We start from the raw sequence: 12,037 nt of genomic DNA on the forward strand, positions 1-12,037 counted from the left end.
AAAAATTAATAAGATTTAAAAATTTCATATCAAAACAACGTCCGGTTTAATCTCCGGGCGTTTTTTAATGTTACAGTTAAGTTCAAATTCGATCTTAAAATTTAACATTCAGATATTTTATTATCAGAAAATTAAACAATAGAAATGGAGATTTATCGTTAATTAAGATAGCAATTAAGTTAAAAAAATGGGGTGAATAAATATTTGCTTGATGACATCTAAATAACAAATACGTTAGATATTTATCAAAAAATAGCCCTTAAAACTTATTTTTAATTAAATTTGCAAGCTTAAAACCGTTTTTTTAATATACTAAGAGAAGAAATATGAAGAAATTTCTAAGCAGCAAGAAGAACGTAAATATCCTTCTGGGAGGACTTTTATTAGTAGTTTTTGCGCAGGGAATTTTCATAGCTAAATTATTTTCTGATAGAGATGATAAAACCTATGAAGTAAACCTTGTAAAAATAAACACTGAAAAAGACAGTGTAGATTACTTAAAAATGAAAACAGATTTAGGTCTTGTAGATCAAACTGTTGCTCAACTTAATTCATTCTTAAAATCAAAAGATATTTCGAATGAAAAGCTAACAATTCTTAGCAAAGACAGTATTTCAAGTTCTGTTTATCTGGCAAAACAATCCAACAGATACAGCCAGTATTTAATGGACTTACAGAAAAAATTAATGCAAGTTCCACTGGGAATGCCTACTGAAGGTCATATCTCATCAAATTTCGGAATCAGAAAGAACCCTATTCCTTTCAAAACTGTTTACGCATCCGTAAGATCCGGTGCATCTTCAGAATCTAAACCTGCCGCTGTTGTCGCAGCCGCAAAACCTGAAGTAAAAGCAGAACCTGTTGAAAAAACTATTGAATTAACCGACAGTTACGGAAATAAGCGAGAAGTAAAAGTAATGGTTACACCAAAATCGGCTCCCGTTGCTTCGGCTCCTGCAAGTACTTCTACAAAATCTATTGCCAGTAATTCAAATTCAGGGTCTAAAGTTCCTGTTGTTGAAAAAAATAATCCGCCTGCTGAGGCTGATCAGATGCAGTTTCACAAAGGATTAGATATTGGTGTTGCTTTTGGTTCTGATGTTATCGCAACCGCTGCCGGAACTGTAATTTTCTCAGGACAGAAAGGAGGTTACGGAAACTGTGTAATCATTTCTCACGGAAATGGTTTAGCTACATTATACGGACATTTATCTCAGTTAGTAGCGAAAGTAAATGAAAAAGTAAAAGTGGGTCAGGTAATCGCAAAATCCGGAAATTCCGGACGTTCTACAGGACCGCATCTTCATTATGAAGTACACAAAAACAATACGCCGGTAAATCCGAAATTGTTTATGAATTTATAAGTAAAGTTTGAGCTTTATAGAGTTTCGGCGGCACCATAGGTGCCGCCGAAACTATTTTAATATATCTAAAAACTAGTATGCAGCTGTAAAACGCTCGCGAATATGATTATTTTGCTCTAATTCATCAACTAAAACTACCGCAACATCTTCTACAGAAAGGATGCTTCTACCCTCTTCATTTAAAACAGGAGTTTCAAGAGATGTTCTGTATTTGCCAGTTCTTGATCCTGCATTTGCCTGATTCATTTCGATAGCAGGGCTAAAGAATGTCCAGTCTAATGTATTATTTTCTTTGATTTTATTTAAATAATCTCTTGCTGCAGTGGCTCCCGGTTTGTATGCCTCAGGAAAATCCGGAGTATCTACAATCTGAACGCCATCTGCAATATAAAGACTTCCTGCCCCACCAACTGTAATAAATCTTTTAACACCAGCTTTTTCAACCGCTTTCTCGATGTTTTCAGAACCTGTAAGGAAATCGTTGTAAAGATTCGGGTTCGTCCAACCTGCATTGAATGTGCTGATAACCGCATCGCTTCCTTTTAACGCTTCTGACAACTCATCTATATTATTTACATCGATACTTTTTGCAGACACTTTATCGCTTTGCTCCACTTTAGAGGCATCTCTCACGATAGCTTCTACCGAATATCCTCTGTTTGCTAATTCGTTTACGACTTGGGTTCCTACAAATCCTGTTGCCCCAATTACTGCTACTTTTTTCATACTATTTTATTTTAAATTAATTGTAATAAAACTTGTTACATTTATAGTTAAAAAATTTTAATCAAACTGATCAGTGAATTGCTTCAATGACTTATCTCCTAAAAATTTTACTACTAATTGATCTGTTTCTACAAACAAATCATTCAGATGATTATTGATTTCACGGCCGACGCTACAAATAGGATTCGGATTATTATTTTTTTTTCCTAACACTTCAGAATTTTTCACTGCTGAATAAATTTCAGAAATCATTATAGAATCTGCACCTTTTGAAAGCTGGCTTCCACCCTCTTTGCCCTGTCTGCTCGTAATTAAACCCGCTTCCCGAAGAACGCTAATCTCTTTACGAACAACCGCCGGATTTATATTAATGCTACCCGCCATCCACTCAGAAGTTAGCCACTCCTGCGGACTTTTGGCCAGTAAGGTCATAATATGTATCGCCGTAGCAAATCTTGTATTGTTCATCTTAATTACATGACAAAGGTATACAAATTTTTAAATGTAACAAATTTTATTACAGTTAAATTTTTCTTAAAGAATTAATTTATCTAAATCCAGCAATAAATAATTGATATTCTGATTAATCGTTCGTGTGGCCGATTGCATTTGATTCAACATGGCAGCCCGATTATGAAGATCATCGGCTCGGTAATACCCTCCATCACTGAAAATAACCGACTGATCGGCTTCTGTTTTACTATCATCAAACTGATAATGCAACCACCTTTCTTTCATACTCTGAATAATAGAATGGGTTTCTTTATTCGAGAACTTTTTCTCAGTGTACATATACCAAATGAACGGCGGAAAGTTCGGAGATTCCAATTTTTCTTTCCAAATATCTCTTAAAAGGTTTCTTGAATGTACGAATTCAACTTTTTTACCTTTCGGATTTAATGTTGCCAAACCAAAACCGGCTCCCAAAGCTCCACCACCGATATCAATTGCACTGCTCCACGCATCATCTGTTACAATCCCTCCTGCGATAGATGCGGCCGCACCTGCAACAATTGAATATAAAATCAGTTTATTACTTTTTGAATCATTAAGATTATCTACATAATTTCCAATTTGGGCAACGCGTTCGCCTTCACAGTCGAATTCTGCGGCTACAGCGTCCAATTCGGTCAGGGAAATTGTTATTTTACTATTAATCCTTGTTTTAAGCTGTAAAACTTTAACCTGAGAACTCAAAGAAGAATCTTTTTTAAGTTCCATAATTTGATGAACCTCATCCAGATTATCCAACGCATTTAAAATCAAAATACTCTGGTCAGAAAACATTGGTTTAAGATCTTTATTCGCTAACAAAATAGAATCTGAGTTGTATGAAGGTAATCTATTAGAATAATTATATTGAAAAGGAGCCTTGCAATAACTGTCTTTCAAAGTAAGAATGTTCTGTTTTATAGCCTGATTTTTCTTAGAAACACAGGAAGTTATTAAGCTAAAAACAGTAAAAAGGTAAAATATTTTTCTCATTCAATTTTGTTTTTATTAATAATAAGAGAGATTCCTCCTATCGTCGGAATGACAGACCGCAATATTGAAGTTTTATATGAATACGAATATAACAAAATAAAAAAATTTACCCGAAGTTCAGGTAAATTTTTAATTTATATGTAAGGTAGGATTACTTAATTCCTAACAATTCCACAACAAAAACAAGGGTACTGTTTGGTCCAATTTCTTTGCTAACTTCCTGCTCTCCATACGCCAAATGTGCAGGAATGATCAATCTCCATTTGCTTCCTACAGGCATTAATTGTAATGCTTCCGTCCAACCTTTAATTACTTTGTTTAAAGGAAAAGAAGCTGGTGTTCCTCTTTTTACAGAGCTGTCGAAAACCTTTCCGCCAATTGTAGTTCCGTGGTAGTGGCATTTTACCATAGATTTAGGCCCTGGCTTTGCACCGTCTCCTTCGGTAATTATTTCATACTGCAAACCGCTTGGCAATTGCACTACGCTTTCTCTTTTACCGTATTCTGCCATATATTCCTTACCATCGTTAAGGTTTTTCTCTGCTAATTCTTTTTTACGCTTAAATAACAAATCTGCTACTCCCATAATTTAATTTTTTACAAAGATAAGATTTTGAATTGGGAAGTTTGAAGCTGGATGATGGAAGTTTTGGAAGCTCGTAATTGCCTCATTTCTAAACATCTCCAAAAATTCAAATAAGATTAATATTATTTTAACGTATATCTCGAAACTTGGCGTTATAATTGAATTTTAAAACTAAATGCCAGATCCACTAAAATATAACAAGAAATTTGACCAATTGTCGGACGAGGAAAAAGAACTCCTCGAAATCAATAAAAAAAGCATTGCCGATTTTGTTGAGCAGTCCCCATCAGTAAGCGATGTTGATTATGCTACCCGAAATGCTCACGCAAAAACCTACGCCGTTGCAAAAGGTGAATTTTTAATTGATCCCAATATTCCCGATGAGCTGAAACAGTTTTTTGATAAGGAAAAATTTGATTTAACGATTCGATTTTCCAATGCTCATTTAAAGGTTAAAAATAGTAAAAAAGATATTCCGGCTTATGGATTTTCCGTGAAAATAAAGGATGAAAACGGTCAGTTGCTTGCCAATTATCCGCTGGTGAATTTTCCTTTATTTCCTATTAATTCTGTAAGTACTTTTTTGAAGTTATTTACTTCAGTTAATCAGTTTTTCATTAAAAAATGGAGTTCATTTTCATTAATGATACAAATATTGAAAGTGATTCCGTCTACTTTTACAGGCTCGTTTTTAAAGAATATCATCAAGCTTTTACTTCATAAAAATGATTTTTTCCTTTCCTTCGATTACCATTCTGTTGGTGCCTACCGATTGGGAGAAAATATGATCAAAATAAAGCTGAGTCCAAGATATGTTGATAAAAATTTCGGAAAGAAATTAAAGGTTAAAGATGCTATTGAGAGTTATTTTCAATCTAACGAATTTGCAGCTGATATTTTAATTCAAATTTGTTATAATCTGGAGGATCAACCGATCAATAAGCTGAATGTTGAATGGAAAAATTCACCTTTTATAAAAATCGGGGAAGTAAGAATTGAAAAAAACACTCTGCTTGATCCACGTTCTTGTGAAAACGAAATGCTTTCTTTTAATCCTTTTGAAAGTAAAGCCTTCTTTCAGCCTGTCGGAAAAATACAGAAACTTCGGGATGAAGCCTATAAAGTTTCTATGCAGACGAGACTTAAGATTAATAAGTTGTTGAAATATAACTAGGTTAAGGGGAATTATGAATAGTAGGTATAGCATTTGTCATTCCGATTTCTATGACAAAATTTATGGATATTTTCAAATATTGAAAATAATGACTTCCACCTTAGCCACGATTGGAACGACATCCTTTTTGGTTGCGGCGGAGCGAAGCGGAGCCGTAGCCAAAAAGATACAGTGGAAAGCGGGATTAAGCTTCTAAAAAAATTCAAATAAAAAAGGCTCTACAATTTGTAAAGCCTTCCTATTTTTAAATTTTAATTGATATTATTCTTCAATTTTATCTTTTTCCTCGTCTTTATCCGGGAATATGATTGATAAAAGAACCGAAATCACCAATACTCCACCCACAATTCCTAATGAAACTGGTGATGAAATGTGGATCCACGGTGCAATTAGCATTTTAACTCCGATGAAAGATAAGATAATTGCCAAACCATACGGCAATTTGCTGAACATGTGAATGAAATTCGCTAACAGGAAATACAATGATCTAAGACCTAAAATAGCAAAGATATTCGATGTATACAAGATAAACGGGTCATTTGAAATCGCAAAGATCGCAGGAATTGAATCCACCGCGAAAAGAACGTCTGTAAACTCGATAACCGCAACTACAACTAAAAGTGGTGTTGCCATTTTGATTCCGTTTTGAACGGTGAAGAACTTGTCTTTGTCGTAATTATCAGAAACTTTCCAAAAGCTTTTGATTAATTTTGCACCTGCAGAATCTCCGAAATCTTCATCGTCTCCGTCATCTCCGCCACCCCAAGATTTTATTCCTGCGTAAATTAGGAAGATTCCGAAAAGGGTCATTACCACATTAATAGTTACCGCCTGACCAAAAATCGTCATCTCCGGTAAATACGTTAAGTTGATCAATCCAACTCCCGCAAAAATGAATATCGCTCTGAATATCAACGCTCCAATAATTCCCCAAAACAATACTTTATGATGAAGGTATTTTGGAACTTTAAAGAATCCAAAAACAAGGATAAATACGAATAAATTATCTACCGACAGGGCTTTTTCAACCCAATATGCCGCCTGATATTGTGTAAATTTTTCTACTGCTAATGCATGGCTTACCGGAGTTCGGTCTGTATTGAAAACCCAATACACCACTCCTGAGAAGATCATTGATAATGAAATCCACACCACCGACCAGATCGTAGCTTCTTTCGAAGAAACTTCATGGCTTTTTTTGTTGAAAACTCCTAAATCCAGAAGTAGCATGATAACAACCGTTATCGCAAACCCCCACACCAAACCAGGGTGCAGTTCTAAAATACTTTGATGTTGTTCCACTATATATGTGTTATTATATGATAAAAGCAATAATTGTATGATGTACAATTATTGCTAATAATTAATTTTAATATGTATAATTAATTTCTGCTCAATTAATAAGTTTTGGCTAAAGCCAAATTTGAAACCTATTTGTTGTAAACGGGCTAAAGCCCGTTCCTATTGAACTGAAACCAATAATTTATTTACAAATATTTCTGCTGAACAGTTTTAATCGTTTCTTCTAATTTTCTGTCTGCTGTAGGATCTCCGATCGCGTTGAATTTCCATTCTCCGTTTCTCTTGTAGAAAACTCCCATTACCATGGCAACGTGACCTTTGAAAGAAGCATCATTTGCGATGTCATATTTAGCAAAAACTTCTCTTACATTGGTTGGAGTTCCTTCATAAATTCTGATCGAAGCAAAAGGAATTGTTCCGAAATCCTGACCTCTATAACTGTTTAAAACCAATGCAACGTGCTCTACACTAGCATCTAACTGACTGAAATCAATAGTAATAACTTCGTTATCAAGACCATCGTCTCCATTTACGTCACCTGTTAAATCATCGCCGCTGTGCTTTACAGAACCGTTTTTAGATTTTAGGTTTCCGAAATAAATTACTTCAGTAGAATTTTTATTAGAATCGTATAAAATACAGCTTCCGTCTAAGTCTACCGCCTCTCTTGTAACTCCTCCGAAGAAACCTTTTTTCTCAATTGCACCCCAGTTGATCCCAACACAAGCCTGCGTAAGAGCTGTACCGTTTTCCTTCGTAAGGTTTATTCTTTGACCTTTTTGTAAGTTAATAGCCATCTTTTTATGTTTAGTTGTTTATTATTTGTTTGGGCAAATTTTGCCTTTTGCTTTTCAGCTTTTTATTAATTATTTAAATTTAAATTCAACATCGCGCGAAGAATATTCGTTTCTTCATTAATGTCGAATATTTTGCTCATAATATCTACACTTTCGAGATTTCGGAGATAGTCTTTCAAAACATTTGTTACCGCTTCAGGTAATATGCGTTTTCTTTCATTGATCGTATCTTCCAACTGTTCGTTTTTTCTTCTCAACTGATTAATAATTGAGCTTTGGTTTGATTCATTGGGTGTAACATCAATCTTTTCAAGCATTTTAGAATCAATCATGTACATTTTTTTTTCTTCAATATTAAAAATGAAATGATCGTCCGACTGAAAAACCTTAAAAAGTTCATACTCATTACCCGTAACAATGTAACCGCATATAAAACGAACTTTAAAACCCTGAATATTAAGCCTTCCCAACAGTTTTCTTTCGATTGAATAATCCAAATACTGATACGATGGAACTGCACTACATTTTAACAGCTCTTCATCAACACTGGATCTGTAAAATTCTGTTGCATATTTTTTATAAAAATACAGAACATTGTCCCACTGCACCCGAAATTTATCTTCTGTAAGGTCTTTATAAAGGCTTTTTAACTGATTGGAAAATACACCGCTGTACATTTTCCTGTCGGTTTCAAAACTGTCTGCTCTGCCTTCCTCAAAACCCGAAATATATTTATTATTAACATCAATTTCATTAATTACCGTTAACAGATCGTTTTCTTTCTGACGTTTAATTTTCGTCAGCAATTCTATTAAACTGTCTGTATATTGGAGGTGAAAAAGCTCAAGTTTACTATAATCCAATCCCTTATTTTCCCGAAATAGATTGTCGATAATATCTGTTTTAATATAAATCGATATGATATCAATATTTTCAAAAAAATTCGAAAGAAGTTTAAGCTTTGTTAATCTTCTTTTACTCTGAGATAATATGGTTATAGCTTCATCATCCACCTTTATACGGTATTAATTATCCTCTGACGTTTGCTTTTAGTTCGTGTTCCAATGTCTGTAGATCCTGATCCAGCTTTCTTCTGCCTTCTGCACCTTGCTTTTGGATTTGTTTCACCTCGTTCAAAGTACCGATAAGTTTCGCAGTTGTTTCTCTCAATGTTTCTACAGAAACGATCGTTTGCTCGTTTGCTCTTGCTACGTTGATTGTATTCTGACCCAGACGTTCTGCATTTTTTCTCAAAATTTCTTCTGTCGTAGCAGAAACTTTCTGCTGAATCTCAATATTCTGTTGCTGTCTGTACATCGCAACTGCCAATGAAAGCTGATTTTTCCAAAGTGGCAACGTTGTCGTCAAAATAGTTTGCGCTTTTTCAGCGATAGAAACGTTGTTGTTCTGAACCAATCTGATCTGTGGAAGAGACTGCATCATAATCAAACGAACCACTTTAAGATCCGCCAATCTTCTGTCTAATCTCGCGATAAAATCTCTCTTATCAGCAATTTGATAATCCTGATAAGTCTGTGGAGCAGCTTCCATTTGAGCTAATTCTACTCCCGCTTTTTCCATTCTCAGGTTTCCGACGATTACCAATTCTTCGATCTGCTTGATGGCATTCACATTACTTTCAAAAATAGTCTGCAAAACAGCATTATCTTTAGTAGAAGTAATGATTCCGGCATTTACTTTATAAGCGATCTGATCGATATTATTAACGATCTTATCATATTTTGTGAATAAATTCTCGATCTGCGCCACAATACTTTTCATGAACGGCAGTTTGCTTAAAAAGCTCTTGAATTTATTTTGATTCAATTCATCTACATCTACATAATTAAGCTCCAACAACAAATTATTGATAAGCTCTCCTACTTCTCCGGAATTTGATCTTCTTACATTTCCTAAGAAACTATCACTCTGATTAGACAGTGTTCTTTGAAGATCAGCTCCAAAATTGACGATAGATCCCGGGTTAGATTCATCGATAGAATCTGCAAGAGTCTCGTATTTTTTACGTTCTTCAATCTGTAACTGAGTCAAATTTACATTTCCATCTCTGTCTACAAGCGGAGCCGGAGGCATGCTTGGAGCTGCCGGCTGAACCGGTGTCGGAGGAGCCATTGGAGTAGGTTCGAATGTCTTTAGAGGTTCAATAGATCCAAGTGGATCAATGGGTTGGTTTTCTTGATTATCCATGGTAAATTATTGATAGATTGATACAAACTTATCCAGACCGTCTCTTTGTCCGCTTCCTACAGCTTCAAATTTCCACTCTCCGTTTCTGTTGTAAATTCTTCCGAATTCTACTGCAGTTTCGATTGAAAAATCTTCGTCTAATTCATATTTTAAGATCTCTTCATTCGTTTCTGTATTAAAAATTCTGATGAAAGAATTTCTCACCTGTCCAAAGTTTTGCTTTCTAGCTTCAGCTTCGTGAATCGTTACTACTACTGTAATTTCTTTTACAGCATCATCAATTTTAGTTAAATCGATTTTAATTTGCTCATCATCACCATTTCCGTCACCCGTCAAATTATCTCCTGAGTGAATCACCGCTTTATCCGGAGACTCAAGGTTGTTATAAAAAATAAAATGATTATCAGAAACTAACTTTTTGTTCTCGCCCAATAAAAATAAAGACGCATCTAAGTCAAATCCTGTTCCTGTAGACGTATTATTGGTGTCCCAACCTAAACCTACAGTAAATTTAGGTGCGTTTATGTTTTCTCTTTGTCCTTTTTGTAAGTTAATAGCCATAATATAATTCAGTTTGCGTTAAAGTGTTTATATTGTTTTCGTATTCTTTTATTAAATGATAATTATTGCTGATCGCAAGTTCCAGCAAATTATCCATATGTTCCTTTGTTACTTTAGACGTAAGATACTCAAAATTACTTGAATCCAGGCCTAAAATATATTTCACAATCCTTGTATTGAACTGGAAACTTGGCTTCACCATTACTTCTGCAACATGTTTTACATCTTTCACAGCGTAGTAATTGAAGAAGTTTTCAATTTTGGGATCTAGTTCAAAATTCATCAATTCAGCGTAATACATGAATAAAAAATCTGCTTTTACATCAAATTCATCCAAAATTTTATTCACTGTAAATTCATGACTTCCAGTAATTTTAATATCGTCTATAAAAATACAAAGTTTTCCTCTTAAAAAATCTTTATCAAGATAATAAGTATCATTGGCAATCAGATTTTTACGGTCTTCAAAACTTAAATTTCCGTAATCTGTTGTGTAGGTATGATTCCTATTGATTTTTGATAAAATACTCGATTTTTTTCCTTTCTGAAATAAATAAAAATCAAGATATTTTTTGAAATAAAAACATAAAAAATTAGAAGCCGTCGGAATCGCCATGTATGGACTTGGCAACACAACGATTTCTTTATCTGTATTTAAAATTTCTTCGTGTTCAGAAATAAATCCGTCAAATAATTCTTTTGCAAATTTTTCAGCATACGATTTATCGCCATACTTGAAATAGCTGTATTCTGCTGGCGAAAAAGTAAACTCATCCGCCGAATGAATGTGGTGTAAACTATACCTTTTATTCATTTCTATTAGTTTTTTAATAAATATGCATTAAAACCAAAATCCTTTGCCCCTTTGTAATCTGCAATCGGATTATCACCGATATGCAAAATCTGATCCATTGGTAGATCCTGATTTTTAACTCTATTTTTTACCTCCTGAAAAATAAGAGGATTCGGTTTAGAAATATTCAATTCATCAGAATAAATATGGAAATCAATGTACTGATCCAAATTTTCATTGATCAGAAATTTTCTCATCGTTTTCCCTTTAATAAATCCTGTATTGCTTAAAACATTAATTGTTTTTCCCTGATTTTTAATTTCGTCAAAAAACTGATGTAAATTTCCGAAAATAACAACAGGTTTATATTCTAAAAACAACTCTTCACTTTTCAGATAAAAGTCATTTAGTTTTTCTTTATTTATCTGCTTTAAATCAATATTTAAAGATCCTAAAATTAATAAATAAATCTCAAAAGTATCGATATTCCCACCCAAAACTTCATTGATATTATTACAAAGATCATCATAATATTTTACGACTTTCGCAACTTCTTCAATCGGTTTATTTACGTTAAAAAATGAGGAGAACAGCTCAACTCTTTTTGCTTTAAATTCAGGGTGAGATTTTATTAAGGTAAGCCACAAATCAAAAGAAAAATGTGAGTGATTGTGGATGTCTATATCTGTTTTCAAAATGGTTTAAGTTAAAAGTTTTTATTTAGCTTTTCTTGAAAAAGATGTTTTAAATGGTTATTATTTGCTGTCATCAATTCGTGTTTAAAATTTTCAGTTTTCCCAAAGATAGAATTTTTCTTATTAATGGATAAATGACTTCTATGTTTTAAGATATTTTTATGATTTCTCGTGATTTTAATTTAATATTTGATGGCGGAAAATTCTTTTTTTAAACGCAAAGCTCGCAAAGTTTTTTTTAAAAATTATTGAGCATATTTTTCGTTCGCTAAGGCGTTTCACTCAGCTAAGGCGTTCTGCTATCATTTGCTGAACGGAGTGCCTTTGCGAACGAAAAATATTTTCA

13 protein-coding genes are annotated in these 12,037 nt (G+C 33.8%); 2 read left to right on the plus strand and 11 right to left on the minus strand.

What is annotated here, in order from left to right; translation table 11 throughout:
- The first annotated feature begins 326 nt into the window (after nucleotides 1–326).
- The gene (locus AC1Q7L_RS12895) at nucleotides 327–1,364 is read left to right on the plus strand and encodes a M23 family metallopeptidase (protein ID WP_492306282.1); all 1,038 of its coding nucleotides are present in this window, start codon (nucleotides 327–329) and stop codon (nucleotides 1,362–1,364) included.
- A 72-nt stretch (nucleotides 1,365–1,436) separates the two neighbouring features.
- Here AC1Q7L_RS12895 and AC1Q7L_RS12900 read toward each other — a convergent pair whose 3' ends face one another.
- From AC1Q7L_RS12900 to AC1Q7L_RS12915, 4 genes are all read right to left on the minus strand, one after another.
- Nucleotides 1,437–2,090, minus strand: coding sequence for an NAD(P)-dependent oxidoreductase (locus tag AC1Q7L_RS12900; RefSeq protein ID WP_492306283.1), 654 nt, complete (start codon nucleotides 2,088–2,090; stop codon nucleotides 1,437–1,439).
- Nucleotides 2,091–2,147: 57 nt separating this feature from the next.
- A complete protein-coding gene (locus tag AC1Q7L_RS12905) occupies nucleotides 2,148–2,558 on the minus strand; it encodes an Rrf2 family transcriptional regulator (RefSeq protein WP_492306284.1) in 411 nt (136 codons plus the stop codon).
- Between the two features lie 66 nt (nucleotides 2,559–2,624).
- Complete coding sequence (locus tag AC1Q7L_RS12910; RefSeq protein ID WP_492306285.1) at nucleotides 2,625–3,575, minus strand: hypothetical protein; 951 nt, start codon at nucleotides 3,573–3,575, stop codon at nucleotides 2,625–2,627.
- A gap of 151 nt (nucleotides 3,576–3,726) precedes the next feature.
- Nucleotides 3,727–4,161 (minus strand): FKBP-type peptidyl-prolyl cis-trans isomerase, encoded by a 435-nt coding sequence (locus tag AC1Q7L_RS12915; RefSeq protein WP_492306286.1) that lies wholly within the window; start codon nucleotides 4,159–4,161, stop codon nucleotides 3,727–3,729.
- Between the two features lie 175 nt (nucleotides 4,162–4,336).
- Here AC1Q7L_RS12915 and AC1Q7L_RS12920 point away from each other — a divergent pair, with 175 nt between their 5' ends.
- Nucleotides 4,337–5,335, plus strand: a complete 999-nt coding sequence (locus tag AC1Q7L_RS12920) for a catalase family protein (protein ID WP_492306287.1) — start codon at nucleotides 4,337–4,339, stop codon at nucleotides 5,333–5,335.
- 261 nt (nucleotides 5,336–5,596) lie between these two features.
- Here AC1Q7L_RS12920 and AC1Q7L_RS12925 read toward each other — a convergent pair whose 3' ends face one another.
- The 7 genes from AC1Q7L_RS12925 to AC1Q7L_RS12955 form a co-directional block, all read right to left on the minus strand.
- Nucleotides 5,597–6,637: a TerC/Alx family metal homeostasis membrane protein gene (locus AC1Q7L_RS12925; RefSeq protein WP_492306288.1), complete on the minus strand. Its 1,041-nt coding sequence runs from the start codon at nucleotides 6,635–6,637 to the stop codon at nucleotides 5,597–5,599.
- Between the two features lie 185 nt (nucleotides 6,638–6,822).
- Nucleotides 6,823–7,434: a TerD family protein gene (locus AC1Q7L_RS12930; protein WP_066751804.1), complete on the minus strand. Its 612-nt coding sequence runs from the start codon at nucleotides 7,432–7,434 to the stop codon at nucleotides 6,823–6,825.
- Nucleotides 7,435–7,499: 65 nt separating this feature from the next.
- The gene (locus AC1Q7L_RS12935) at nucleotides 7,500–8,297 is read right to left on the minus strand and encodes a hypothetical protein (RefSeq protein ID WP_492306289.1); all 798 of its coding nucleotides are present in this window, start codon (nucleotides 8,295–8,297) and stop codon (nucleotides 7,500–7,502) included.
- A gap of 166 nt (nucleotides 8,298–8,463) precedes the next feature.
- Complete coding sequence (locus AC1Q7L_RS12940) at nucleotides 8,464–9,642, minus strand: toxic anion resistance protein (protein ID WP_410692859.1); 1,179 nt, start codon at nucleotides 9,640–9,642, stop codon at nucleotides 8,464–8,466.
- Between the two features lie 6 nt (nucleotides 9,643–9,648).
- The gene (locus tag AC1Q7L_RS12945) at nucleotides 9,649–10,203 is read right to left on the minus strand and encodes a TerD family protein (RefSeq protein ID WP_492306290.1); all 555 of its coding nucleotides are present in this window, start codon (nucleotides 10,201–10,203) and stop codon (nucleotides 9,649–9,651) included.
- Nucleotides 10,193–11,017 carry a phosphoribosyltransferase family protein gene (locus AC1Q7L_RS12950; RefSeq protein WP_492306291.1) on the minus strand — a complete coding sequence of 275 codons (825 nt, stop codon included), beginning with the start codon at nucleotides 11,015–11,017 and terminating at the stop codon, nucleotides 10,193–10,195. The genes AC1Q7L_RS12945 and AC1Q7L_RS12950 overlap by 11 nt, the downstream gene beginning before the upstream one ends.
- 5 nt (nucleotides 11,018–11,022) lie before the next feature.
- A complete protein-coding gene (locus tag AC1Q7L_RS12955) occupies nucleotides 11,023–11,691 on the minus strand; it encodes an HAD family hydrolase (RefSeq protein WP_492306292.1) in 669 nt (222 codons plus the stop codon).
- Between the last annotated feature and the right edge of the window lie 346 nt (nucleotides 11,692–12,037).

Source organism: Chryseobacterium sp. GW823-FHT05E08, assembly GCF_058795655.1.

Coding starts and splice junctions, on each gene's coding strand:
- AC1Q7L_RS12895 (WP_492306282.1), top strand. CDS start 327: ATGAAGAAATTTCTAAGCAGCAAGAAGAACGTAAATATCCTTCTGGGA.
- AC1Q7L_RS12900 (WP_492306283.1), bottom strand. CDS start 2,090: ATGAAAAAAGTAGCAGTAATTGGGGCAACAGGATTTGTAGGAACCCAA.
- AC1Q7L_RS12905 (WP_492306284.1), bottom strand. CDS start 2,558: ATGAACAATACAAGATTTGCTACGGCGATACATATTATGACCTTACTG.
- AC1Q7L_RS12910 (WP_492306285.1), bottom strand. CDS start 3,575: ATGAGAAAAATATTTTACCTTTTTACTGTTTTTAGCTTAATAACTTCC.
- AC1Q7L_RS12915 (WP_492306286.1), bottom strand. CDS start 4,161: ATGGGAGTAGCAGATTTGTTATTTAAGCGTAAAAAAGAATTAGCAGAG.
- AC1Q7L_RS12920 (WP_492306287.1), top strand. CDS start 4,337: ATGCCAGATCCACTAAAATATAACAAGAAATTTGACCAATTGTCGGAC.
- AC1Q7L_RS12930 (WP_066751804.1), bottom strand. CDS start 7,434: ATGGCTATTAACTTACAAAAAGGTCAAAGAATAAACCTTACGAAGGAA.
- AC1Q7L_RS12940 (WP_410692859.1), bottom strand. CDS start 9,642: ATGGATAATCAAGAAAACCAACCCATTGATCCACTTGGATCTATTGAA.
- AC1Q7L_RS12945 (WP_492306290.1), bottom strand. CDS start 10,203: ATGGCTATTAACTTACAAAAAGGACAAAGAGAAAACATAAACGCACCT.
- AC1Q7L_RS12950 (WP_492306291.1), bottom strand. CDS start 11,017: ATGAATAAAAGGTATAGTTTACACCACATTCATTCGGCGGATGAGTTT.